At 43.5% G+C, this 26,330-nt stretch carries 20 protein-coding genes; 11 read left to right on the forward strand and 9 right to left on the reverse strand.

The genetic code is table 11. The annotated features are described in order from the left end of the window. Positions 1-9 precede the first annotated feature (9 nt). From HDC92_RS12355 to HDC92_RS12395, 9 genes are all read right to left on the reverse strand, one after another. On the reverse strand, positions 10-1,041 hold the full coding sequence (locus tag HDC92_RS12355) for a GntR family transcriptional regulator (protein WP_183874835.1): 1,032 nt from the start codon (positions 1,039-1,041) through the stop codon (positions 10-12). Between the two features lie 20 nt (positions 1,042-1,061). Next, positions 1,062-2,453 carry an FGGY-family carbohydrate kinase gene (locus HDC92_RS12360; RefSeq protein ID WP_183874838.1) on the reverse strand — a complete coding sequence of 464 codons (1,392 nt, stop codon included), beginning with the start codon at positions 2,451-2,453 and terminating at the stop codon, positions 1,062-1,064. 15 nt (positions 2,454-2,468) lie between these two features. Continuing rightward, the gene (locus tag HDC92_RS12365; RefSeq protein ID WP_183874840.1) at positions 2,469-3,743 is read right to left on the reverse strand and encodes a TIM barrel protein; all 1,275 of its coding nucleotides are present in this window, start codon (positions 3,741-3,743) and stop codon (positions 2,469-2,471) included. An 11-nt stretch (positions 3,744-3,754) separates the two neighbouring features. Continuing rightward, on the reverse strand, positions 3,755-5,875 hold the full coding sequence (locus HDC92_RS12370) for a bifunctional aldolase/short-chain dehydrogenase (protein WP_183874842.1): 2,121 nt from the start codon (positions 5,873-5,875) through the stop codon (positions 3,755-3,757). A gap of 29 nt (positions 5,876-5,904) precedes the next feature. Continuing rightward, complete coding sequence (gene rhaT / locus HDC92_RS12375; protein WP_183874844.1) at positions 5,905-6,984, reverse strand: L-rhamnose/proton symporter RhaT; 1,080 nt, start codon at positions 6,982-6,984, stop codon at positions 5,905-5,907. 90 nt (positions 6,985-7,074) lie between these two features. Beyond that, entirely contained in the window at positions 7,075-10,035 is a 2,961-nt protein-coding gene (locus tag HDC92_RS12380; protein WP_183874846.1) for a glycosyl hydrolase, read from the reverse strand. A gap of 23 nt (positions 10,036-10,058) precedes the next feature. Then, positions 10,059-12,773 (reverse strand): glycoside hydrolase family 78 protein, encoded by a 2,715-nt coding sequence (locus tag HDC92_RS12385; protein WP_183874848.1) that lies wholly within the window; start codon positions 12,771-12,773, stop codon positions 10,059-10,061. A gap of 177 nt (positions 12,774-12,950) precedes the next feature. Beyond that, positions 12,951-13,676 carry a tyrosine-protein phosphatase gene (locus tag HDC92_RS12390; RefSeq protein ID WP_183874851.1) on the reverse strand — a complete coding sequence of 242 codons (726 nt, stop codon included), beginning with the start codon at positions 13,674-13,676 and terminating at the stop codon, positions 12,951-12,953. Positions 13,677-13,703: 27 nt separating this feature from the next. After that, positions 13,704-14,453, reverse strand: coding sequence for a glycosyltransferase family 2 protein (locus HDC92_RS12395; RefSeq protein ID WP_015809689.1), 750 nt, complete (start codon positions 14,451-14,453; stop codon positions 13,704-13,706). 138 nt (positions 14,454-14,591) lie between these two features. On the opposite strand from HDC92_RS12395, the gene HDC92_RS12400 reads away from it, so the two are divergent. The 11 genes from HDC92_RS12400 to HDC92_RS12450 all read left to right on the forward strand — a co-directional run bounded on the left by HDC92_RS12400 (position 14,592) and on the right by HDC92_RS12450 (position 26,249). Further along, a complete protein-coding gene (locus HDC92_RS12400; protein ID WP_162141671.1) occupies positions 14,592-15,323 on the forward strand; it encodes a polysaccharide biosynthesis/export family protein in 732 nt (243 codons plus the stop codon). Then, positions 15,320-17,728 (forward strand): GumC family protein, encoded by a 2,409-nt coding sequence (locus HDC92_RS12405; RefSeq protein ID WP_183874853.1) that lies wholly within the window; start codon positions 15,320-15,322, stop codon positions 17,726-17,728. Before HDC92_RS12400 ends, HDC92_RS12405 begins: the two co-directional genes overlap by 4 nt. Before the next feature lie 12 nt (positions 17,729-17,740). Then, on the forward strand, positions 17,741-18,262 hold the full coding sequence (locus HDC92_RS12410; RefSeq protein ID WP_255484519.1) for a UpxY family transcription antiterminator: 522 nt from the start codon (positions 17,741-17,743) through the stop codon (positions 18,260-18,262). Positions 18,263-18,382: 120 nt separating this feature from the next. Further along, positions 18,383-19,507 (forward strand): glycosyltransferase family 4 protein, encoded by a 1,125-nt coding sequence (locus HDC92_RS12415; RefSeq protein ID WP_183874857.1) that lies wholly within the window; start codon positions 18,383-18,385, stop codon positions 19,505-19,507. Continuing rightward, positions 19,491-20,354 carry an ABC transporter permease gene (locus HDC92_RS12420; RefSeq protein WP_015809694.1) on the forward strand — a complete coding sequence of 288 codons (864 nt, stop codon included), beginning with the start codon at positions 19,491-19,493 and terminating at the stop codon, positions 20,352-20,354. Before HDC92_RS12415 ends, HDC92_RS12420 begins: the two co-directional genes overlap by 17 nt. An 8-nt stretch (positions 20,355-20,362) precedes the next feature. Continuing rightward, positions 20,363-21,601, forward strand: a complete 1,239-nt coding sequence (locus HDC92_RS25145; RefSeq protein WP_255484520.1) for an ABC transporter ATP-binding protein — start codon at positions 20,363-20,365, stop codon at positions 21,599-21,601. Then, on the forward strand, positions 21,585-22,433 hold the full coding sequence (locus tag HDC92_RS12430) for a glycosyltransferase (RefSeq protein ID WP_183874859.1): 849 nt from the start codon (positions 21,585-21,587) through the stop codon (positions 22,431-22,433). Before HDC92_RS25145 ends, HDC92_RS12430 begins: the two co-directional genes overlap by 17 nt. Positions 22,434-22,463: 30 nt before the next feature. Next, on the forward strand, positions 22,464-23,345 hold the full coding sequence (locus HDC92_RS12435; protein ID WP_183874861.1) for a putative nucleotide-diphospho-sugar transferase: 882 nt from the start codon (positions 22,464-22,466) through the stop codon (positions 23,343-23,345). A 14-nt stretch (positions 23,346-23,359) separates the two neighbouring features. Continuing rightward, positions 23,360-24,328, forward strand: coding sequence for a hypothetical protein (locus tag HDC92_RS12440; RefSeq protein ID WP_183874863.1), 969 nt, complete (start codon positions 23,360-23,362; stop codon positions 24,326-24,328). Continuing rightward, positions 24,328-25,260 carry a glycosyltransferase family 2 protein gene (locus HDC92_RS12445; RefSeq protein WP_183874865.1) on the forward strand — a complete coding sequence of 311 codons (933 nt, stop codon included), beginning with the start codon at positions 24,328-24,330 and terminating at the stop codon, positions 25,258-25,260. The genes HDC92_RS12440 and HDC92_RS12445 overlap by 1 nt, the downstream gene beginning before the upstream one ends. Next, entirely contained in the window at positions 25,251-26,249 is a 999-nt protein-coding gene (locus tag HDC92_RS12450) for a glycosyltransferase family 1 protein (protein ID WP_183874867.1), read from the forward strand. The genes HDC92_RS12445 and HDC92_RS12450 overlap by 10 nt, the downstream gene beginning before the upstream one ends. The last annotated feature ends 81 nt before the right edge of the window (positions 26,250-26,330 follow it).

Raw genomic sequence — 26,330 nt, forward strand, 5'->3', positions numbered from 1 at the left:
AAACTTCTATTACAACGAAGCCCTGAGCGTTAAATGAAAAGGTACTTCCAGATGTGCTTTCGAATTGTCGAGGATCAGTTTAGCAGTCATCTCTCCCATTTCCCTGAAATCCGTAGAGATGGTGGTTATTCCGTTTAAAATGATCTTTTTTAATGGGGTTTCGTTATAGGAGATCACCCCAACATCCTTGCCCAGCTTCAGTTTCAGGTTAATGATCCTTTCAATCAGTATAACCAGGTCATCTTCCATCAGGTTAATGTAAACCTCTCCGGCACCTATTTCTTCTGTCAGGATCTGGTTGATCACTTTAGAAGTAAATGCGTACTGCTGACAAAAACGGTAAAAGCCCTTTAAGATCTCGATGGGATAATAGCTGCGCTTAGGCATGATGATCTTAATGGTATGGTATTTACTTAACTGTTCCCTTGCCTGTTCCAGCGCATTGTAAATGTCATTTTCAAAGTTCTCATAAACCGCAGCATATTCGCCGCTTACCCCCGGCACCAGTTTGTCCAGCATTACCAGCTTTTCTTTTGGGATCAGGTTGATCACTTCGTGGACATGGTCATGTCCTTCCATAAAATGAGGGATGATCACATAATGTGAATATTCTTCTTTATTGTTGGAAAGCAGCTTTTTAAACAGGTTAAAATCGTTGTTGTAGATATAAAAATCTACAGCCACATGATCGCCCAAAGCCTTGATAAAAGCATCGTAGATAATCTTTTTATGGGCACTGAGTTTGTTGAACAGCAGGAATATCTTAAGTGTACGCCTAAAATCGGTACTGATGATGTAATAACCTTTACCTGGAACAGAACCCACTACGCCGATCTTTTTCAGGTATTTATACCCTTTTTCTGCGGTATCTCTGGAGATTTCCAGCTCGTAGCTCAGTTCGTTGATAGAGGGCAGCAGGTAATCTTTCTGAATTTTACCTGCTTCTATGGCACTGAGAATAGAATTGGTGAGCTGCAGGTATTTCGGGGTAGAGGAATACTCGTCAACGTGTATGTAATCAAAAAACTTCAACGGCTTCATCAGGTTAATATAGCAGTTATTTAGGATAAAACCTTCCCGCCGGCGTAATATTTTAGTTCAATGATGTCGTTAGGTAAGGCTTTTGTATTCCATGAATGGTGAATGGCCAGTGCTGCACCAACTGCCGTTGCCTGGGCCATATAGGCTGCAAACACTTCCAGATCAGGAAAAACAGCGGCCAGTAAATTCATAAAGATAACGTTTTTACTAAAGCCCCCATCCACAAATATGCGTTTCACTGCGGTCCCATCCAGTACCCTCCTGGTAGAAATATATTGCTGGTTCACCAGGTCCAGGATCAGGCGGTGATAGGCCACAACATCTGAGGGATAATCGTTAAGGTCGCGCTGGGCGAAAGGTGATTCCTTTAAGCCTTTGGTCTCTTCTGCCCTGAATGGTGCAGCCTTATCTGATTGTTGTAAGTCCTCAACTATTTTAGGATCGTAAGCAACAGAACGGTAGGCAATGATATCTGTACCAAAATGGGCAGCAATCCTTTTTACCTGCTGTTCATGTTCATACCCTGCAAACAGCCGAGATGCTTTTACAGGCTTTCCTTCGTATTGTAAATAACAGAGACAGTCGTTCTCCAGTTCTTCTGTACTGAGCGGAATAGCATTAAAAGGATTTAAGCTGATGCACCAGGTTCCGGTAGAGAGGAGCACAAAGGGTTCATGGAAATTTACCAGGTAAGGGACCAGGGCAGCAGAACTGTCGTGGAAACCGGCACCAACGGCGTAATTGTTACCAGGGAATGCTGCCGGGATCACGCTGTCTGAGGGCACGATGGGTGCAAGTTTATCGATGATGCCTTCCTTACGTACCCAGTCGTGGTAATCGTTTTTCGTAAAATCCCAGAGATTGGTATGGCAACCAATACTGGTCAGGTCAGAATACGCCTCGCCCGAGATCAGGTAGCTCAGGTACTGGGGCAAATGGAGTGCATACCTGATCTGCTTAAACAGCTCAGGCTTTTCATATTTGATCCGGTACAACTGCATTCCGGAATTTAAGCTGCCCAATACCGGAGAGGCAGTACGATTGGAAAACGCTGCCATACCACCATAAGTATTGTAAAACTGTTCTTTTAAATTTTCCGGGTATTCCTTAAGGTAATTGTACAAAGGGGCCAGTGGGTTTCCATTTTCATCGATATAGACAAAGCTTGCCCCATAAGTAGCAAAGTTGATTGATTTTACTTCAAAAGCCGGATTTCTGAATACTTCCCGTAAGGAGTCAAAAACAGATAACCTTAAGCTTTCCAGGTTCTCGCAGGGGTCACCATCTTCATCTACTGTTTCTGTAAACCTGGCCGATCTTTCGAAAACAATTTTATAATGTTCATCAAAGAGGAACAGTTTTTTATTGGTCTTCCCTACATCAAATACAGCTATTACAGGAGTTGCCTTCATCTTTAATCCCATCAATTATAATCCAGTTGCTACAGTTTTTAAACCACGGCTTTTTATCAGTTCTTGTCTTACCTTACTATTTCTAAACAGCTCAAGCGGAGCCAGGGCCGCACCTGCACGTAAACGTGCTTCTGCTACCAAAGGACGCAGATCGCTACGAAATGCCTGTTGTAATATTTCCTGGGCACGCACCACATCATTTTCTTCCTGGGCCTGCTGCAATGCTTTACGGTCTACTGACAGTGCCTGCGCATAGGCCAGCATAATGGCTTCAACCGATTGTAACAGATCTTCTAAGGGGTCTTTAACATTATGTGAGGCATCGATCATCCAGCCCAGGTCTTTCCTGTGGTCCATACCACGTGCATCCATTCCTTCCACCAGTTCATTAAAGATCAGGAACAGCTGATAAGGTTTCATGCTACCTGCCGTTAAGTCGTCATCGCCGTATTTGGAATCGTTGAAATGGAATCCGCCCAGCTTTCCTTCCATCAGCAATAAAGAAACGATCTGCTCTATGTTAGCATTCGGCAGATGGTGACCAAGGTCGACCAGTGTAAAGGCTTTAGGGCCTAGTTTACTGGCGTACAATAAGGACTGTCCCCAATCGCCCACGGTAGTAGAATAGAAGTTGGGCTCAAAAGCCTTATATTCTACAAATACTTTCCAGTCGGCCGGCAAAGCTGCATAAATTTCCTGCAGGCTTTCCAATGTGTTCTGGAAGGCTTTCCTGAAGTTCAGCTGTCCGGGGAAACAGGAGCCATCTGCCAGCCATACCGTAAGTGCCTTAGAGCCCAGCTCCACACCCTGACGGATCACTTCAATGTTGTGTTCAATGGCCTGTTTTCTTACCGCCTTGTTTACATGCTGTAAGGAACCGAATTTATAGCTGTGCGCCTGGTTGGCCTGGTCCTGAAAGGTATTCGAGTTCATGGCATCAAAGCCCAGGCCATGCTGTGCTACCAAAGCTTTTATAGCCGGTACATTATCAGCCGTATCCCATGGAATGTGCAGGGATATGGTTCCGCTTGCTGCATTTAGTTTATGCAGCAGGCCGATGTCTTCAATCTTTTCTTCGATGTTGCGGGGCTCACCGCCCGAGGAGAAACGTCCGAAACGTGTACCCCCTGTGCCCAATGCCCAGCTGGGAATCCCGATCTGAAAGTCAATCAGTTTCTGTATGATCTCCTCTGCATTGGCAAGCTCATCTTTAACAAAGGTAAGTTTACGCTGATGTTTAGCCAACAGCTCATTGTTATGTGAATCTATCTGATAGTTCTCTAATATCATAATATTTGGTTTTAACGGACAAAGGCGTTGGCTACACCACCATCCACATTTAATACATTTCCGGTTGATTTATTAAGCAGGCCGCCTACAAAAGCGAAGCAGGCATTGGCTATATCGTCCGGTAAAATTATTTCATTCAGCAAGGTACGTTTTGCATAGTAAGCTGGCAACTCTGCCACGGTAATTCCGTAAGCTTTTGCCCGGCCTTCGGCCCAGCCACCAGCCCAGATATTGCTGTCGCTGATCACTGCATCAGGGTTAACCACGTTTACACGAATGCCATCTGCACCAAGTTCGGCAGCGTTTAACCTGCTTAAGTGCAGCTGAGCTGCTTTGGCACTGCCATAACCCGCATTGTTTGGCCCGCTTACCAATGCGTTTTTGCTTACAATGTTCAGGATATCACCACCGATATCCTGTTTTTTCATTACCGCTGCAGCAGCCTGGGTAATGAAAAACTGGCCTTTTACCAATACGTCATACAACAGGTCCCAATCCTTCTCGGTATGGTCTGCTATGGTTTTCGAAATAGAAAGGCCTGCATTGTTCACAATAATATCTACCCCGCCAAAAGCAAGCGCAGCAGCATCAAATGCAGCGTTAATGTCTTCAGCACTGGTTACATTCAGCAAGGCAGTGGCATAACTGTCTTTACCATATTTGTTTTTGAACTCTTCAGCAGCACCTTCCAGACGTTCTGCGTTCATATCGTTCAGTACCACTACAGCACCTTCTTCTACAAACTTTTTAGCAATTGCTTTACCAATCCCGCCTGCGCTTCCGGTAATCAGGGCTATTTTTCCCGACAAGGCTTTCGGCTTAGGCATGCGCTGCAGCTTTGCTTCCTCCAGCAGCCAGTATTCAATGTTAAACGCTTCCTGTCTCGGTAAAGAAGTGTATTCAGAAATGGCTTCGGCGCCTTTCATTACATTGATGGCGTTGGTGTAGAATTCTGCAGCCACCCTTGCCGTTTGTTTATCTTTTGAAAACGAGAACATTCCGATGCCTGGATATAAAATGATGACCGGGTTGGCATCACGTATGGCCGGGCTATTGGCATGTTTGCACGAATTGTAATATTCGGTATACATTTTACGGTAAGCCTCAAATTCAGGGGCCAGCCTTTCTTTCAGGGAGGACACATCACTCAGGTCTTCGCTGGCATCCAGTTTCAGTAACAGAGGGCTGATCTTAGTCCTCAGGAAATGGTCAGGACAGCTGGTACCCAAAGGGGCCAGACGGTCCAGGTCATTTGAATTGATAAATTCCAGTACCCTGGCGTCATCGGTAAAGTGCCCGATCATGTTTCTTTCGCTCGAGCAGAACCCCCTTAAAACAGGGGCAATAGCTGCGGCCTGTTTTGCACGTTGTGTTTTTTCGGCACTTTCAATTTTCTGTCCGCCAAATACCGGGCCTTTTTTACCATAATTTTCATCCAGGTATGCAGCACACCTTTCAATTACTTCAAGGGTATTTATATAGCTTTCGTAAGCTGTATCGCCCCAGGTAAATAAACCATGTGAACCTAACATAATGCCCCTGATGCCAGGGTTTTCGTCCAGGCATTTACGAAGCATCAGCCCCAGCTCAAAACCAGGTTTTTGCCATGGCACCCAGCCAATTGTTCCGTTAAACAATTCTTTGGTAATGCGTTCGCCATCTTTTGCAGCTGCAATAGCGATGGCTGCATCGGGATGCAGGTGATCAATATGTTTAAAAGGCAAAAAGCCATGTAAAGGGGTGTCAATAGAAGGCGCTTTACTGTCCAGATCGTAAATGCAATGGTTAAACAATTCCACCATTTCATCTTCGTATGCCAAACCCCGGTAAACATTTTTAAGGTTGCGCAGGCGGTCAACATATAAAGCGGCCAGGCCGCTTTTCTTTAAGGTACCCAAATCGCCGCCAGACCCTTTTACCCACATTACCTCTTTTTCTTCTCCGGTAAGCGGGTCTTTGGCCATGGCCTTGCAGGAGGTGTTACCTCCACCGTAATTGGTTAAGCGCAAATCTGCACCCAGTAAATTTGAACGGTAGATCAACAATGCTACTTCATCCCCGGCCATTTCAGCAGCCTTTGCATCATCCCACAAATAGCTTACATGTTTAAAATCGGTTGTTCGAGTACTCATAAAAATATTTCATTAATTGTTTATTGTTTCTATTTAATTGAATTGCCATAACCCACAATGAGTATGGATAAGATCAGGATTACAATGCCCGCAACTACGGTTCCAAAAGTCTTTTTCTTTACTCCCGACCATTCTTTAAAGAACAGGCCCCAGCCATTGGCCACCAAAATGATACAGGCCATGTGCAGGATCCAGCCACTGGCACCGTTACCCAGCTTGCTTTCGCCCATGCCATAAAAAAAGAACTGCAAAAACCAGGTGGTTCCGGCCAGTGCCGAGAAAATATAATTTTTAAGCAGCGGGGCTTTTTTATCCGAATAATCGCCAAAGGTTTTATTGCGGGAATTGAGCAGCATACACCAGAACAGGTTGGTGGTTAAACCACCCCATAAGATTACCACATAGGTTACATTGTTCTGGAACAGGAATTCACCCTGTCCGGGATTCAGTGCTTTCCAGGCCTCATTGGCATGATGGGCCATGTCTTTACCGGCATCAATACCAAAGGCAAAACAGGCACTTAAAATACCCGATACAATGGATACGATTAAACCGATACCCAGTTTATATTCTTTATTTGAAGGATCGGCCTTGCCCGAAGCAACCAGGTCCTTCTCTTTCATGCTGCCCGCCAGCCCGCATACCACAATACCCACTACGCAAACCAAAAGACCAAGCAATACCATTTGCCCCCATTGGGAAGCAGCCATATCTGATAAGCTGTCCTTACCAGCTGTAGGGTTAAAATCATAATACAAGGAAGGGATCAAGGCGCCAAACACCGAGCACAGGCCGAGTATAATGGTACTGCCCAGCGATATGCCCAGATAACGGACACCCAAACCATATGTAAGGCCTCCAATGCCCCATAACAGACCAAAGAAGTAAGTCAGGAATAAGATCTTGCCATCGGTTTGAACAATGATGTCCATAAAACCGGGGATGGTGAGGTAAGCTGCAAGTGGAGGTACGATTAACCAGGAGAACAGACCACCAACAATCCAGTAAGTTTCCCAGGCCCAGCCTTTAACTTTTTTGAAAGGGATATAGAAACTGCCGGAAGCAAAGCCGCCGATAAAATGAAAAATAACTCCTAATAGAATCTGCATGTTTAAGGTTTTAAATTTGGTCCGACTAAAATAGAGGAATGACAGTTGACTTCCGTCATGTACTGTCATGCCTAAATTAATGAATTACAATTATTTTGTAACTTTTATAATTACGGGGCCCAATAATCCGGATGACAATAATTTATCTTCTTTCTTAAAAACAATGTTTGTATTGGTGATGCGCTGCTCTTTCGGTAAAGCGGCATCTCCAATCAGCCTGTTGGGCCATAGGTTGATCACTTCTATCTGCAGCCTGTTCTGACCGGTCTTTAAAGCCGGGGAAATGTCGACATGCCAGGGTGCAGTCCACACCACGCCCAGGTTTTTACCATTCAGGCTTACTTCGGCTATGTTTTTCACTGTACCCAGATCCAGGTATACGGGTTTATCTTTCGACAATGGCTTATCGTAACTGAATGTTTTGGTGTAAACGGCCTTACCTGAAAAATACCTGATCCTTTCGTCAGCATGCTGGCTCCAATCCAGCAGACTGGCAAATTCAACAGCTTTAGGGCCGCCCCAGTTTTCATCAAAAGCCACCTGCCAGGCACCTGTCAGTTCCAGTCCGCCTGTTAATTCCGGATAATTGGCAGCAGTAGTTTTAACGGAGGAACTGTTTTTTGGAAAGACGATGAACCAGGATTGAAATGCCTCAAATTTTAAAGGTATTTCTACACGATCACCGGCGTCCCGGAAATTGACCCTTTTTATCACTGCGCCTTTAACAGGGTCCCAGATTTCGGGAAGCCGGTTTTTTACCCTGAAGGTACAGGTAGAGCTGACGCTAGTGCCATGTCTATTAGTGATGAAATAGATTTCAGCTTCCGGCGTACTGCGGTGGATAAAATCAATGTGTTCACCAGCGTTACCTGTATATTCAAAGTCTGGCTTTATCCCTTTGTTCATCAAAACATTACGGATAGCTGCTCTAGCTAAGACCTTTCCCTGCAATTCCCTGGCAATCTCCTGTACTTTGGCATCACATTCAGGATAGTTTTTAAGCCCTGAGTCTTTAACCGGCAGATGGCCAACAACTGTTGCGCCGGCTGCAACCAGCTCGCTGACCTTAGTGATGACTGCCAAAGGCATCCTTTCAGTATCCGGCAATACCAAAATGCGGTAATTCATTCCATCCGGCAGGGTAATCCTACCGTTTTTAACGCTTACACGGGTGAGAAGGACTTCTTCATTGCAAACATCATAATCATAACCTTTACCCAGCAAAGGGTCGATGTGTTTTTGTGCGACCAGGTTGGGTGCCCCGTCGCCATTATAATACAGCACATCGGCAACAAATTTACCCGAACGCAGCAGGTATTGTGAACGTGCAACATAATCAAAAAAGGGCCCTGATTTTTCCCACCAGGTTACATTAGGGTTAAAATGTGTACCTGCGCCATACTCATATCCGGGCTTACCATCTTTGGGCCGGGAAGCGGTTGAGGTATGGATGGCAATGCGGTTTATGCCTTCACAAAAGGCCCGGTCAAGGGCCTGCTTCAACGAGCCCGGATAATCGAGCCAATGCCGCATGGTGGTAAATGCCTCTGCTGAGGCGGTCTGACGTCCATAAACATGTGCTGCCGAAGCCACCATTTTGGTTACTTTATTCTGACCATAATCCAGCCTCGAAACGCCATAAGACTGGTCGTCTGCCAGTGTGCTTTCATCCTCGTGCTTAGGGCCGAGCCAGAATTCACCCATAGGGAAATCGCTGCGCCCAAGATTTTTGAGTCCGTCCAGACAGATGGTACCTGAGCGGCTTGGCCCTGCAGATTCATTCTGGACCAATATACCCTGCCCGTGACAGAGTTCTGCAAAACGTTTATAATGTTCATCAGCCATACAATCTGCCAGGGTTTTCCTGTAATCGTGCAAAAAGCGGTCGGCTATTTCTGCACTGCCGATCAGGTAACCTGAAAGTGCAGGCAGGTAGGGTGTAGGATCATAACCCCGGTAATGCTTAAAGTGTTCAATAATTTTTGCGGTCCAGTTGGGAAAGCCATCTTCAAAACTATCGTCACAAAAATATTTGGGTTTATTCCCAACTTTTGCAGCTTCTTCAATAAACATTTTGCCCAGCTTTTCAAACTGGATCTCTACGCCTTTACGGTCAAACCAGTCGACCGACAAACCATCTGCTTCGGGCTGGGCAATCATTAACTTCGAGCCCGTCATGCGGTGACCGGTACGGATAATTTTCCATTTACCGGCCGGCACCTCCCAGTCAAGATGCCCGTCTTTACCTACTTTATCTGTCAGGTTGATCACCTGTTCGACAGGGACAGGCTGATCGGCCGGATCATTTTCCCAGGCCTGCCTTACCGGGCCCATTACTTCATTTGCCTTGGCAAAATTGCTCAGGTCTTTATGATTGGTTTTAGCTGCCAGTACTTCTGCACGCGTTCCGCTGATGCGCATATCAGGCATTCCGTTATCAGGAATGGCAACGATGGCGGTATCCTGGTAGTCCATCTGCTCCAGAGGCAGGTCTATGTATTCCTTATAGCCAGGTGGGTTAAATACCTTATCGTAGCCTACCCTGTTGCCTGGCAAAGGCAAGGTGCCGGAAAACTTCCTGGGACCACTCAGGGCCAGTTCCGACTGCAGGTACCAGCGTCCGGAATTTTCAGGTTCTATCCAGGGCCCGCCCATACACCAGCCCGAGCTCATATTGATGCCTACGGCTATGCCTACCCTTTTGGCTTCTTTCATGGCATGCCGGTATAAGGCTTTCCATTCTTCCGACATGAACTTTGCACCCTGCGGATAGGGCACGCCACCAAGCCCGCCAGCAGAATTTACCAGCAGTACCTCACCCATGCCCTTCGCCCTGAATTCTTCCATATCGCGGGTAATGCCCGCTTCATCTACCAGCCCGTTAAACCACCACCAGTAACAGGATGATTTTGACGCATCTGGCGGATGGATAAAATTTTTTTCCAATGGAGAGCGGTCGGGTATCGTTGCTAACCCATCCACACTGAACAGGGATAAATTTAAGGCGCCAATAGAACTGATCTTTATAAAATTCCTTCTTCCTAATTTCATTTGTATTTTTTGCAGGGCATCGGTTAATATTCAAAATGATAAGTACCAGAACCTGCAGTAAGCTCGGTATTGTTATCCACATTTTTAATGGCTCTTAATCCTTTGGCTTTATTGAGGGCGACGTTAGATTCCGTTACCACAGCATTTCCGGTTCCCGGCAAAATAACTCTGGCAGTGGTATTAGGGGGAACGACAATGTCAATTTTAGTTTTACCATCAGCAACAGACCATGCAGATTTTACTTTGCCATACATGGTTTCCAGCTCGGCACCTGCATTTTTAAGATCGCCTCCAGGTTTTGGAGCAATGCTGATCTCTTTATATCCTGGTGCTGTTTCGTTAATCCCCGTTACGGTACGGTACATCCAGTCGCCAATTGCTCCATAAGCATAATGGTTAAAAGAATTCATGCTCACTGCCTGAAAAGAACCATCAGGTTTAATGCCATCCCATCTTTCCCAAATGGTAGTGGCCCCTTTTTTAACAGGATATAGCCATGACGGATAGGTATCCTGCAACAACAGCTTGTATGCAACATCATTGTATCCAAAACGGGTAAGGACATGGCACAGGTATGGCGTACCTAAAAACCCTGTTGTCAGGTGGTTGCCATAAGCTGCCACATTATCTGCCAGTCTTTGTGCGGCCTGGGCCCTTAAATTTTCAGGCAAAAGATCAAAATTCAGGGCCAGTACATAAGCCGTCTGAGAGCTGGAAACCAGTCTTCCTGAAGGGGTAACATATTCATCCAGGAAAGCTTTTTTAATTATTTTGAGCAGTTCAGTATAAGTTTTTACGTCCTCTGTATTGCCCAATACTGTGGCTGCATTGATCAGATTTTGAGTAGAATGCGCATAAAAAGCTTGTGCGATAAAAAATTTGTCTGTAATTGCTGCCTTACCATCACGGTCATCGGCCATCGTATAGAAAAGCCAGTCGCCATAATGCGGCCCGCTGTTCCACAGGTTATTTTTGCTGATGCTGCGGATATATTCTACCCAGGCTTTCATACTGCTGTATTGACGCGAAAGCAATTCCTTATCTCCATAAGCACGATAAAAATCCCATGGGATGATGGTGGCTACATCGCCCCATCCGGCAGAACCTGCATTCTTTATCGTACGCACATCAGGGATCACCACTGGCACATTTCCGGTTGGGTGCTGGTCTACTTTCAGGTCATGCAGCCATTTGTCGAAAAATCCGGCCACATCCATATTGTATGCAGCTGTTTTGAAGAACACCTGTGCATCGCCAGTCCAGCCCAAACGCTCGTCACGCTGCGGACAGTCGGTAGGCACATCTACAAAATTCCCTTTTTGCCCCCACTGGATATTACTTTGCAGCTGGTTGAGCAACGGGTTTGAAGTAGAGAACAGACCTGTAGGTTTCATGTCTGAATATACTGCAATGGCATTTACAGTAGTGCTGTCCAGTTTGCCTTTATAACCCGTAATTTTAATATAACGGAAGCCCTGAAAAGTAAAATGTGGTTCCAGCACATCTACTTTTGTGCCGCTCAGTATATATTTATTTTCCTGTTTGGCCTTTCTCAGGTTTTCTGTATAAAAATTACCGTCTTTATCCAATACCTCGGCATGGTTAATGGTCAGGGTATCTCCTGCTTTTCCTTTAATTTTCAGTTGGGCCCAACCTACCAGGTTCTGGCCAAAATCGATCACGGTTTCACCTTTAGGGGTTTTGATGACCTTTAGTGGGGCAAAATGTTCGTGCTTACTTACGGTTGGCCCGAGCGGCGCAACCAGGTTATCCATTTTCAGGTCAACCACTTTAGCCTGCTGCCAATCGCCCGTATTAAAATCCTGTACCAGCGCATTTTTTTCCAGTCGGGCGTCATAAGTCTCGCCATTGTAAATATCGGAGGCCTTTACCGGACCGCCAAAAGAGGTTTTCCAGTCCTGATCAGAACTGATGGTTTCTTTTTTACCATCTGCATATTCAATTTCCAGCTGGAACAACAGCCCAACCTCTTTACCATATAAATTGCGTTTATTGTTAAATTCCAGGTTTCCACGGTACCATCCGTCACCAATGGTAACCAGTGCTGTATTTTTACCCGCTTTTAAAGCCTGTGTCACATCATAGGTCTGATATTGTAAGCGTTTGTGGTAACTTGTCCAGCCCGGTGTAAAATAGTGGTCGCCAATCTTCTTTCCGTTTAGTTTTGCTTCATAAAGACCATGTGCGGTGATATAGAGTCTCGCATTTTTTATTTCTTTTGCTACCGTAAAGCTACGGCCAAACATCGGTGCGGGTCCTACTTTGCCTTCTGTATCGCGGGCGGTCTGGATCCATTTTGCCGACCAGTCTTTTGGCGACAACAACCCCATCTCCCAGAAGTTTACTACACTCCAGTCAGATGCTTTCCCATTGTTGTCCCATACACGTACCTGCCAGTAATAGCGTTGTTTGGCCTGCAGTGCGCTTCCTTTATAAATAACATGGGCAGATTGATCTGAATTTACCTTACCAGTTTGCCAGACAAGGTTTTTTCCATTTAAGAGGTCCTTGTCACTGCTTGCCACCCTTAGTTCATAAGCTTTCTGCATTACATTTCTTTCAGTAGCGCTTAACTTCCAGCTAAATTGAGGCTGTAATACATCGGTGCCTATCGGATTTTGTTTATAGTTGCAGGTCAGTTGTCCTACCTCAAGTTTTTGTGCCTGTACAAAAACTGAGAAATGAATGAGTAAAAATAATGCGCTGAGTTTGTTCATCTAATGTTCGTTATTTGGTTCATTTGTGCTACAATATAGAAACATCCATGTTAAGTCTTTAATAAAGTTAAATTAACTTTCAAATAACACCAACGCCAGTTTCATTTTATTACTAAATTATAATAATATGAAAGTAAAACTGTCATGAACTGTCCTGTTTAAGAACATGGGAAGAGATTAAATCAGGGCTTTATTTTTAAAAGGATAATTTCCGATCGTTTGGTGCAGGCTGCCGCTGTGAACCATGCGTCTGAGTTCATCCAGGTGTTGATGATGGTGCAGGTCTGTTCCTGCAAAGTCGTAAAATTTTTTCTGCAGCAGGTATCCCGCAACCTGCTTTATTTCTTTACCATAATATCCGCTTAAGGACAATAAGTTCAGCTGGAACAAAACTCCCATATCCTTTAAACGAAGGTACCTGTCTGGTTTTTTATGGTAATAACCATAACGTTCCGGATGGGCCAGGATTACTTTATGACCCATGATCTGCAAATCAAAAATAACCTGTTCAATGGCTGGCATTTCAGATAGGTAAGACATCTCAATTAAAACATGCCGGCCGGGAAGACTCAATAAATTTGTAGCAGGCTTAAATGTCTCATCAACCATATATTCCGCTGCGGCATCAATTTTTACCTGAACACCAGCTTTAGTTAATGCCGTTGTGGTAATTGTTAAAGCTGCATCAATTGTTTCGGCCGTATTGGGGTACAATTCTGTAAAAATATGCGGGGTACAGAAGAACTGGCTAAAGCCCAGTTCCTTTAAGCCTTTAATTAAACTCACAGTATCTGCTACGTTTTTTGCCCCGTCATCAATCCCTGGCAATAAATGTGTATGCATATCTACACCAAGCCATGCCACATCACGTATACCCGTATTTTTTTTAAAGAATGAAAACATGGTGGGTTTTTTAAATGGATTTATAGGTTATCCTGCAAACTGGGTTATTTTTCTGAGCGGCTTCATGATCAGGCCAAATACAGGAACATTTATACCGTGCTGCTTCATGGCTTTAAGGTCGTTTCTCCAGGCCTTAATCCTGTTTGTCAGGTTCTGGTTGCTTACCCCTCCTAAACTCATTTTAACTATTACTTTATTTAAATAAAAAACTTTCGCCCTGTTTAAATACATGAAACGGAGCATCAGCTCATAATCTGCAGCGGTTCCATAGCTAAAATTATATAGGCCAAACTTGTCAAATAGCCCCCTTTTTACATAAAAAGTTGGATGGGGTGGCATCCAGCCCCAATTAAATTTATTGGGCCGGTAATGGCCGGAACGCCAGCTACGGATTACCTTTCCATTCTTGTTTACATAATCCAGGTCAGCATAGAGCAGATCAGGATCATTTTTGATAAAAGAACTGGCTATCTCATTCAGCACATGTTCATTATCCAGGTAATCATCTGCATTCAGCATACCTATAACATCTCCTGTACACATAGAAATCCCTTTATTCATGGCATCAAAAATACCATGGTCGGGTTCTGACCTGAAAAGCTGAATGTGCGCGCGGTTGTTCAGCACAATCTGCCGGGTCTTATCGCTAGAATTACCGTCAATAATAATGTACTCAATATGCTTATAGGTCTGCCTGATCACAGAATCTATACATCGCTGTATGGTAAGTTCGGCATTATAGGAAACAGTTATCAACGAAATTTTTACATTCAACATAGCAACAAATTTAATAATTAATTATAACCATCTACAATTAATATGTATTTTTGAAGTCGTGGCGTGTTGCTATAAATGTTAAGTCTGTTTTTCATTATGTGTTTTGTTAAAAAACTCATTATTTTATTTGCGGTTGTAATGCTCTTTGTTGCTAGTTTTTCTTGCTCTTATAAGCAGCAACAAATACTTTTTGAAAGTAAAAATGCAAGTGACAGTTTAAAAAACAAAGCTTTTATACTGAACGTTTACAGGATAAAACCTCAGGACCTGCTTCAGATCAGGAATCTGCAAAACAAAAAGTACATTGTAGATGAAGCAGTTACCGGCAAAAGCAGCTCCACATCGGCTGATAATGGACAGACCTACCTGGTAGGCGCCGACAGTACAGTGGCCCTGCCCATAATTGGACATGTAAAGGTTGCCGGTCTTACACGGGAACAGGCCGCAGGTCATATAGAAAACCTTTACCGAAAAGAACTAAAAGACCCGATAATTGAGTTAAAAATTATTAACCTAAAAGTAACCCTGCTTGGTGAAGTTAAGAACCAGGGTGTTTACAACCTGATAAAAGACCAGACTTCGCTGATTGAGCTGATTGGTGAGGCGGGGGGATTAACAGAAAAAGCAGGCAGCAAACAAATCAAAATTATACGCGGAGGAATGCCCGCCCCTGAAGTTATTGAAGTTGACCTTAGTGACATCAGGGTATTTTCCGATCCAAGAATTGTACTTCAAAACAATGACATCATTTATGTGGCCCAAAATAAACGGGCTATACGATCCGAAAAGTTACAAAACGTCTCGGCCGTTTTACAACCCGTTATCACTTTACTAAATACAGCATTAATTATCTATACATTGACCCGTTGACACAGGAAGCAGAAAAAAACCAAAGAAAAACCAGGGAGATTGACTATTTAAAAATAGCCAGGATACTGTTTAGTCATTGGTATCTGGTAGCAGCAACTATTTTACTGGGTTTACTTCTTGCTTATTTTTACCTGTGGTACACTCCGAAGACATATACAACATCGGCTGTGCTTAAATTTGAAGAAAAGAAAACCGAATTGTCCGATCTGGTGAGTGCGATGAGCAACTCAGGCAGGGGCCCGGTTAACCTGCAAAGTGAAAAATTTATTATACAAAGCCGCGACTTGCTGCTAAGTGCCATCCGGAGCCTGGATTATAAAATCAGTTTTTATATAGCAGGCAGGGTACGGTCTTATGACTTGTACCCGAATAAGCCAGTTCAGGTCAGCATATTAAAATTTGACACAGCGCATCCCTTTCTGGGGCTGATTACCTTTAAACCCATAGATAAAAAAACATTTATGCTGACCTGGAACGCGGGGGAAAACGAGATACAGCGGAATTTTCAGTATCACGAGCCAGTAAATATTGAAAATATGGGTTTCATGATCAAATATCCGGGGCCGCTGAACGCCAATATTTCCTACCAGTTTAAGTTCAATACCCCTGAAAGTTTACTGGACCGTGTACGTAATGGATTGCGCACCAATGAAATTGTGAAGAACTCCAATATTGTTACCATACAGCAAACAGATTCCAACCCCCAGTTTGCAGCAGATATATTGAATGCGGTAATGAATGAATACCTGAACTACGACCGTGATCAGAAAACGCAATCGGCCACCCAGATGATCCGCTTCATCAACGATCAGCAGCAATATCTTTCTTCTGCAGTAAAAGGATCAGAAAGCTCGCTGGAGAAATACAAACAAAACTCGGGCATACTGGATGTCAGCTCGTCAGCAAATATGGCCCTTTCAAAAGTAACGGAACTGGAATCACAGCGGTCATTGTTAAAGATGCAGCTGATGGCAATAGAGCAGTTGAAAAAACAAATTACAAACGACAAGCACAATGTAAGCCTCAATTTTAACCTTGAGGGGGTTGTTGATCCTTTGCTTGGCGTACTGATCGGCAATATGAACAATTTGCTGGCCGATAAAAACGTCATGTTAAAAACTTACAACAGCGGCTCAGAAACTATAGCAGCGCTCAACGATCAGATTGCGCAGGTTAAAACCGCAGCACTGCAGAACATCAGCTCTTCAAACCAACGGATCCGGAAAAACATGGATTATCTGGACAGTCAGTTGTCAAGAGCAAACCAGCAGGTGAATGCACTGCCGGCCGCAGAAAAAAATATGATCAGTTTGAGGCGCGACTTTGAGATCAATGAAAAAGTATACTCCTTTTTATCCGAGAAAAAACTGGAAGCGCAGATCAATCGCTCCGCAATTTTACCTGGTGCAACAATCATTGAACAGGCCCAGGTAAACAAAGTGCCCGTATCGCCAAATGGAAGAGAAATTTATCGTACGGCTACTATATTTGGGCTGTTGGCTGGTGTTGGAATTATCCTTTCAGCAAGGGTATTTAATCCTTACATTTACGATAAGGAATCGGTTGAGCATGCCACAACTGTTCCTGTCATCGGCATTATCAGAAAGTTTCCCGATCAGATAGATGAGGACAATTCCCAGATTCTTGCTTTAAGCAAACCCAGGTCCCTCTTTGCAGAATCGGTACGTTCAGTTCGCACCAACCTTAATTTTCTTGCTTCCGGAAAAAAAAGTAAAATTATCAGCATCACCTCTGAGGTGGCCGGAGAGGGTAAATCCTTTGTTGCCCTTAACCTTTCCAGTACACTTGCGCTGATTGATAAAAAGGTGATCCTGATTGGGGCCGATCTGCGCCGGCCCAAACTACATCATGCCTTTGGACTGCCCAATACTACCGGGCTCAGCAATTACCTTGTCCACCAAAGTACGGTAAAAGACATTATCCAGCAAACAGCTTATAAAAACCTGGATTTTATCAGTTCGGGGCCTATTCCTCCAAACCCGGCAGAACTACTCCATCACGAACGCATTGCCCTGCTGCTCGATGAGCTCAGGACAAAGTATGAGGTGATCATGGTTGATACTGCACCGATCGGCCTGGTTTCTGACTCCATTCCTTTAATATGCCAGAGCGATATTAATCTTTTTATCATCCGGTATGGAAAGTCTAAACACAGTGCAGCCACCATACCCGAGGGCCTCGCCAGGGAATACGGCTTAAACAACATGGCCATTGTATTAAATGCTTTTGAAGAAAACCTTTTGCAGTCGAGCTATTATAAAAACAGTTCAAATCATGGCACATTTCATTACTATGCAGATTACAATGGTTACAAAAGTTCAGGTTATTACGAAGATGATGCCCCTGTAAAATGGTGGAATGTGAAAAATTGGTTGAGATCCTAATTTATGGAAAGTATGGCCTTAACATCAGATATAAAAAAATGGTACCCGGTTTATACACAATCGCGTGCAGAAAAAAAGGCATATCAGGCATTATTGAGTAAGGGTATTGAAGCCTATTTGCCACTTCAGCGGCAGCTCAGGCAATGGAGCGACAGAAAAAAATGGGTAGAAGAGCCGCTGATCAAATCGTACGTCTTTGTACGTATTGCCCGGCAGCAGCAAACAGAAGTATTGATGACCACCGGCATTTCGCGGTTTATCTATTTTTCCGGGAAAATAGCTGCTATGCCAGACAGGCAAATTGAAGAACTTAAACTATTGCTGGCCAGTCCTTATGAACTGGAAATTACAGAAGAAAGGCTATTACCGGGAGAGAAAATTGAGATTAAGGCCGGGCCACTAAAAGGGATCAGAGGAGAAATTATTGAATACCGTTCTCAAAAACAACTTCTTTTAAGACTTGGGGATATATCGCATTCCATTGTTGTGAATGTGTCAGCGTCTTTAATAGAAAGAATGAACAATAAAAGTTGAGTTCCGGCCAGACCGGGATTTCAAAAACAGGCTATCATCAATTATAAGTTACAAAAAAAGAACTGTGACTTAGGGGGCGAAGCTATGGGCAAGGCCCAATGACTGGAAAGTATAAAACAAATGTCTAAAAAAATTCTGCTGCTCACACTGGAAACATTTTGTGCCACGGGCGGTATACAGAAAATGGGCCGGATACTGGCTTACGGCTTACAGCAGTTGGGTGCAAAACATAAATGGGAGGCTGAGCTGTATTCCTTATGCGACCGGCAAACCGACTTAATGCCCGAATATTTAGCGGAAGAAAAGTTTAAAGCTTTTCGCAAAAACAGGCTGAAATTTATGTGGGAGAGCATAAAGGCAGGAAAGAAGGCAGACCTGGTTATACTAAGCCACATCAATTTATCGGTACTCGGCTGGGCAATATACCTGCTTAATCCAAATTGCCAGATCTGGCTTATTGCACATGGAATAGAGGTTTGGCGCCCCTTAAGGTTATGGAAAAAGTCGGTTTGGAAAATTTGCAGTAAGGTAATCTGTGTAAGCAGGTATACACAGGAGAAAGTTATTGCCTTACACCAGGTTGCACCCGAACAGTGTACAGTGGTCAACAACGCAGTCGACCCCTTTATCACCTTTCCTGAACATTTCCATAAACCCGGGTATTTACTGGAACGGTACGAATTAAATACAGATCAGAAAATCGTATTTACGCTGGCCCGCATTTCCGTTACAGAACAGTATAAAGGTTATGATCAGGTGATAAAAGCCCTTGGCAATCTCGGTCAGAACAATATACAGTATGTGCTTGCAGGACCTTATGATGAAGCTGAAAAGCTACGCCTTACACAATTGGCAAGCCAGTACGGCCTGGGCAATAATTTTATACTTCCAGGTTATATCAAAGCTGAAGAACTGGCCGATCATTTTTTACTGGCTGACCTGTTTGTATTGCCCAGCAAGAAAGAAGGCTTTGGGATTGTGTTTATAGAAGCTATGGCCTTCGGCTTACCCATCATCTGCGGCAATGCTGATGGCAGTGTGGATGCAGTGAAAAACCAGGAGATGGGTACAGCCATTGATCCGGATGATATCGGGGCCCTGGAACAGGCCATCCTCCGGAACCTTGGCCGCACCTTAAGCATTGGGGCACGCAAAAGCATTCAGCAACAATGTTTAAAATATTTTAGTCAGCAGCATTACCTGCAAACCTTAGAACGGTTAATCAAAAATGAAGCCTGTAACTGAAGAAACATGGGACATGGAGATCAGGCCAAAAAACAGCCTGATTGAACTTAAGCTCAGGGATGTATGGCATTACAGGGATTTGCTGGTATTGCTGGTGAAGCGCGATTTTGTTTCCTTTTATAAGCAAACCATACTGGGCCCGCTCTGGTTCTTTATCCAGCCCATTTTTACCACTATCACCTTCACTTTCATTTTTGGTAACCTGGCCGGGATTTCGACCGACGGGCTTCCGCAGCCTTTGTTTTACATGGCGGGCATTACTGCCTGGAACTATTTTTCAGATTGCCTGAACAAGACCAGTACTGTGTTTAAAGACAATACCAATCTGTTTGGGAAAGTATATTTTCCAAGGCTGATCATGCCCCTTAGCATTGTGGCCTCTAACCTGGTGCGCTTTGGGGTACAAATGCTGTTGTTTGTCCTGATGATTGTTTACTACCTGTTAACCGGCAAAGATTTTGGACCAAACTGGTACCTGCTCCTGTTCCCCGTACTCATTGTACTGATGGCCTGCCTGGGCCTGGGCTTAGGGATGATCATCTCGGCAATGACGACCAGATACCGCGACCTCAGCTTTCTGGTAAGCTTTGGGGTACAGTTGTTAATGTATGCCACTACAGTCATCTACCCCCTATCCACTGCGCTGGAAAAATATCCGGCCTATGCCTGGATCATTGAGTATAACCCCATGACGCCCATCATAGAAACTTTCAGGTATGGCTTTCTTGGAAGAGGTAGTTTTAGCTGGCAGAACCTGGGTTACTGTACGTTCATAACTTTTTGCATCACCTTTTTAGGGGTTGTTGTTTTTAATAAGGTTGAAAAAACATTTGTAGATACAATTTAGGGTAATTTATGAGCAACATCGTGATAAAAGCGAGCGGCCTTTCCAAAGCTTATCAGCTTGGTGAAATAGGAACCGGTACAATTTCCAGGGATCTGGAACGCTGGTGGGCAAAGCTGCGGGGCAAAGAGGATCCCTTTCTTCGTATCGGGGAGACCAATGACAGAAATACCAGGGCTAAAAGCGACCTGGTATGGAGCTTAAAAAACCTGGATTTTGAAATTGAACAGGGCGATGCCATAGGCATCATTGGTCGTAACGGTGCCGGAAAAAGCACATTGCTAAAAATTTTAAGCCGGGTAACCGCCCCTACCAGCGGTTCTGTAAAAATAAAAGGCAGGATAGCCAGTTTACTGGAAGTAGGTACAGGCTTCCATCCGGAACTGACCGGCAGGGAGAACATATTTTTAAACGGTGCGATTTTAGGGATGCGCAAAGCAGAGATCAAACGAAAGTTTGATGAGATCGTAGATTTTGCAGGGGTAGAAAGGTATATCGATACACCTGTAAAAAGATATTCTTCAGGAATGTATGTTCGGCTTGCCTTTGCAGTTGCTGCACATCTGGAATCGGAGATCCTCATTATCGATGAGGTTCTGGCTGTGGGTGATGCGGAATTTCAAAAGAAATGTTTGGGAAAGATGGGCGATTTGAGTAAAGGAGGAGGCAGAACGGTACTTTTTGTGAGCCATCAAATGAATGCAATACAGTCTTTTTGTAATAAGGGGCTACTGCTTACAAATGGAATACTGAGTTATCGCGGACTGGTTAATGATACGCTTCAAAAATACCAGCAAACAAATTCAAATGTACAATCGGCTGTATTGAGAACCCATCATTTTGGCAAGGGAAATACTCTCGAAATCCTGAATTTTAAAATAAATGAAATCGATATTGATCTTTCGTTCAGAATCACCTTAGCTCCCAATGAAAGGATAAAATCCTTGGTGGCTACCGTTTCTGATACAATAGGTCAGCGGATAGCATTAATTGATCTAAGAGAAAAATTAACTGAAATAAAAGGGAGAAATTTTGAGGTATGCAATAATATCAACCATGAAGGATTAGTTGAAAACGACTATGATTTTGGCATAAGTATAGAAACGTCTATTCAATGGTATGATTTTAAAACAATTATGCCAGCAGAAATCCCTGCAAAAAAAACCGGAATAATACCTTATGAGCCTTACCTAAGAGGATATTTGAATATTTCACATACCTACTCCATTAAAAATGCAAGGCAAAAATAACTATACAGTTTCTTTGGTAATTTTTACCTGCGAAGGGCGGGAACACCTCTTAATAAAAACCATTTCTTCATTCCGGAAAAGCTGCGGTTACAATTTCTTTCAAACTATTTTAGCCATAGATGGTCAGATAAACCCTGGTATAGTGGATGAAATTAATGCAGATGTCCTTGTGCAGAGCCCCGGGCGAAAAGGTTATGTAAATAATATTCTCCAAGCCATCCGCCAGGTAGATACGGACTATTTTTTCTGGCTTGAAGACGACTGGGAATTTCCTTATTCTATTCCTGTAAAATCATTATCAGACCGTTTATCGAGGGAAGAACGCCTCATACAACTGGTTTTATCTAAATCTGACAGAGACAGTTCCGGCAAAATACCGGCCTACATTTCTTTTAGCGCCAACCCCTGCTTATGTAATACCCGGCATATCAAAAACGGTTTTTCTGAAATTGTAGCTGCAGAGAAAAATGAGCAAAGCAGGTTCATGGGTTTTGAAAATTACCTTAGCGGTTATATGCTGAGAAATGGCTTGCGGAATGACTATATGTACCAGGACAATGAGGCCTTTGTATCTCATTCCGGCTATCTGGAGAGCACATCAAGAGCATTTCACATGATCAACACTCTTAAAAAAAATAATAACCTCTCCAAAACCGGATACATATCCGGCTTTGGACATCAAAAAAAGATCAGCATTTGGAATACATTCTTTTTATTACCCAAGCTATGGATAGCGGTGTGCATATTAAGTTTTAAAATATTTTATCAAAGACGGGCTTATGACTTTGCTTTCAGAATCTATTTATCATATAAACGAAAATTCAACACATAAGACCTTACCCGTATTTTCATCACCTCAATAATGCTCAGCATAAAAAAAAGTCTGGTATTTCGTATCCCTTTTATCTATAAGCAAATACTATCTCTATCAAAGCCAAAAAAGACTACAGTTGGAGGATCTGCAGGCATCAGCATGTTGATGTTTTGCGGTTTAAACCAACTGGAATTATTAGAACAATCATTGTATAGCGTATACCGGAAGTTCGAAAATTTGCCTACGGTACATCTTTTTACAGATCAGGACCTGGATAGCAGGATATGCCAGAATAAACTACACTGGTTTCCCTCAGCTAAACTTAGGATAATTTCTGCAGCAGACTGTATCCGCTATCATCTGAATAAAGGAGACAGCCTTTTAGCTAATTTTGCTAATCTAAACCCAATGGGGCTTAAATTAGCTGCAATTTCACAGCTGACAGACCAGGGACTGTCCTTGTTGTACTGTGACACTGATGTTTTATGGCATAAAGATCCATCGCCGGTTTTTTCGGCGTTCCTGACCAATGATAGCCTGACGCTATCCCTGTCGGAAGACTTTCAGCCATCTTATGATCAGCACATGATCGACAAGGCTGAGCTGAATATACTATCAGACAGGCCCTATTATTGTGCCGGAATGCTATTTATCAAGAGATTTACACCCGAAAGCAAGGTCCATATACAGCGCTTATTGGAAATTGCTGTTAAAAACTCTAACCATTTTACAGAACAAACCGTTTTAGCCTATCTACAGAAAGTGGGTGGCCATAAAAGTTTAGCTAAACATCAGTTTGCCATCATCCTTGAAGACAAATACAAGTTAATACCGGAAAGGAGACCCTTATTGATCGCGAGACATTATGTAGGGCCGGTCAGACACCAGTTCTGGAGGGATGCTTTTTTTATGAGGTTAGGTCTTTTATGAATATTGCTATGAGGATGAAAAAAAACATACTGACAATAGCAACAGGTAAAAAAGTGTATGTAGACCTGGCTGTCAATTTAGCGCGTTCATTCTGGTATTGGAATAAAGACGCTAATATGCAGTTGTACATCGCTACAGACCAAAGCAACCTTCTCCCGGATGATGTTAAGGCATATGCTATCGTTATCCCCGTACAACCAGATCAGTTGGGTACAGGTTTTAGCCCTAAACTACATCTGGATAAACTGGCCCCTGAGGGGCAAACTATCTTCATAGACAGCGATTGTTTGATTTTTGGCAAGTTAGATGAATTATTTGAGAGATTTAAAGGGCATTCAGTGTCGGTAATTGGCGATTACATCAGTGAAGGCGAATGGTTTGGGAATATTCAGGCAATCTGCAAACAGTTCCATGTACCTCATATCCCTAAATTTAATGGAGGAATATATTACCTGGAAAACGGCACCAAGGCAGCAGCAGTTTATTTAACAGCCCGGGAACTGGAAAAAACTTATGACCAAAGCGGATTTATACGATTAAGGAACAGCCCAAATGACGAATTAATTATGGCAGTAGCAATGCAGCTGCATCATGAGCAGCCCATCACAGATGATGGCACGATCATGAGTGATCCACAGGCCTGTCCAGGAGGTTATGGTATCGATGTTATTAAAGGGAAATGCTGGTTGCTTAATCCTCCAGCATCCCATCGTTTGCACCAGAATTGGTATCCTTTTGAAAAAGTATTTCCCCTTATTGTTCATTTCCTGGGTTATTATACCAACCATTACCCTTACAAAAGAGAGGCCTATAAACTTGCCAGGATCAGCAAAGGCAAATCGTCACAACTTGTGATCAACTTAGCAGCCTTCCTGACCATAGTATTTCCATCCCGTGTCAAGCATCTTATCAAATATATGCTCAGACCTCTTTATCGTTCACTTTTCGGGACAAGAGAAGTAAAGCCCTCCAATAGAATCTAATGGACCTGAGCATAATTATTCCAGCATACAACAGGTTGTGGAGCCTGCCCGAAACCATCGAAAGCTGCAGAGGGGGCCACTGCCTTAAGGAAATCATAGTCGTTGATGATGGCAGTAATGATGGCACCTATGAATGGCTGAACAAACAAAATGACATCATTACCCTGCGCCAGAGCCACTTGGGTAAATGCTGGGCAGTAAACAAAGCCTTCCAGATTGCCAAGGGCAAATATATTCGTTTTCTGGATGCTGATGATCTATTGTTTCCATCCGCAAATGACGAGCAGCTTAGCCTGGGAAGCCTAACTTCTGCCGATATCGTAGTCAGCGGTTATCAAACCTTCAACAATTTAAAGCAGACGTTGAAAAAACAAATGTGGATAGAAACTAACGACTTCATAGCACAACAATTGGGCGAATGCGACAGTTCACATTATTCTGCTTATCTTTTTAAGCGAACATTCATTGAAAATATACCACACAGGCCTGATTTTGCTTTTCGCGACGACAGGCTTTTTGTACTGGAGGCGGCATTAAAATACCCTAAAGTTGCCATCCATAAAGGAACTGCCCTGCTCCATCGAATCCATTATGCTGACCGGCTACAGGTATCGAGCGGTTTGAAACAGGAGGTTCAGAATTTTCAGCACCTCCATATCTATAAAAACATTCTCCAGCAGCTGGAACTTGAGGGCCGGCTTACCAAAAGACACATTGACGCGGTATTAAAGATTTTGTGGCCTTTGGCACATTGGATAGCCAAAAATCACCTGGATGAGGCAGAAGAGGTAGTAAAGTGGATTTACAACCTAGATCCCGGGTTCAGCATCCCCGACAGGGGACTGCTGGGAATGTTATATCGGCATCTTGGCTTTAAAAACGCGGAAAGGATATTGAAATTACGTAGACAATTAATTGAGATATGGAAATAAGTCCTTTAAACTTATTTTACGAAGAACCCGATCCGGACAGGTGGTTTAAATTTGACCGTTATCCCCGAAAAATAATACGGAGGATCATCAGAGGAAAACCACGCCCCGGAGGTGTCAAAACAATAGCCATCAATTTAAAGAAAGGTCTGGACCTAATCGGTATACCTTACCGGTTTAACGACTATCGTCACCTGAAAAAACATCCGCAAGAAATTGCCTGCATTATCGGCAAACCACAATTACTATTTGAAAAGCAATGGAAAAACCCCGTAATCTTTGGAGCAGGGGTTTACTCCCATCCTGTAGATTGTCCGGACCTGTTTGAAAAATATCCTCATGTAAAACGCTTTCTGGTCCCAGGCAACTGGATGCTCGAGATGTGCAGACCTTACTATGGCAACCGGGTATTGGCCTGGCCAGCCGGAATCGACACCAGCTACTGGTCGCCATCGCTAAATGCTAACCCACACTACGATTTTCTGATTTACAATAAAATACATAGCGCAGGTAGGGCTCAACAAGACCTGTTCCATATGCTTATACAAAAATTAGAGGAGCATCAGCTCAGTTATCAGATGATCAATTATGGCCATTATACCCTGGCAGAAATGAAGCATAAACTTTCCGACTCAAAAGCAGCTATATTTTTATGTGAGCATGAAACACAGGGAATTGCTTATCAGCAAATATTGTCCACCAATACACCTGTACTGGCCCTTGACAATGGCGGGTATTGGAAAGACCCTGCATATTTTCCTCATAAGGTTAAATATCAACCGGCAAGCTCAGTCCCCTATTGGGATGAACGTTGCGGTTTAAAATTTACGGGAATAGCAGATTTTAACTTAAAACTGGCTGAATTTAAGTCAAAAAGCGTTTATTTTAAGCCAAGAGCGTATATCCTGGAAAACCTTACCCTTGAAAAAAGTGCCCACATGTATTGTACTATTGTTCAGCAGGTTTATAAAGAACTATTGCCATTCAATTGAAAGCCCGCATCTGTATCGTATCACAATCGCATATATGCCGTAATCCCCGGGTATACAAGGAGGCTACTTGCCTGGCAACAC

Source organism: Pedobacter sp. AK017 (assembly GCF_014200825.1).
Lineage (GTDB): Bacteria > Bacteroidota > Bacteroidia > Sphingobacteriales > Sphingobacteriaceae > Pedobacter > Pedobacter heparinus.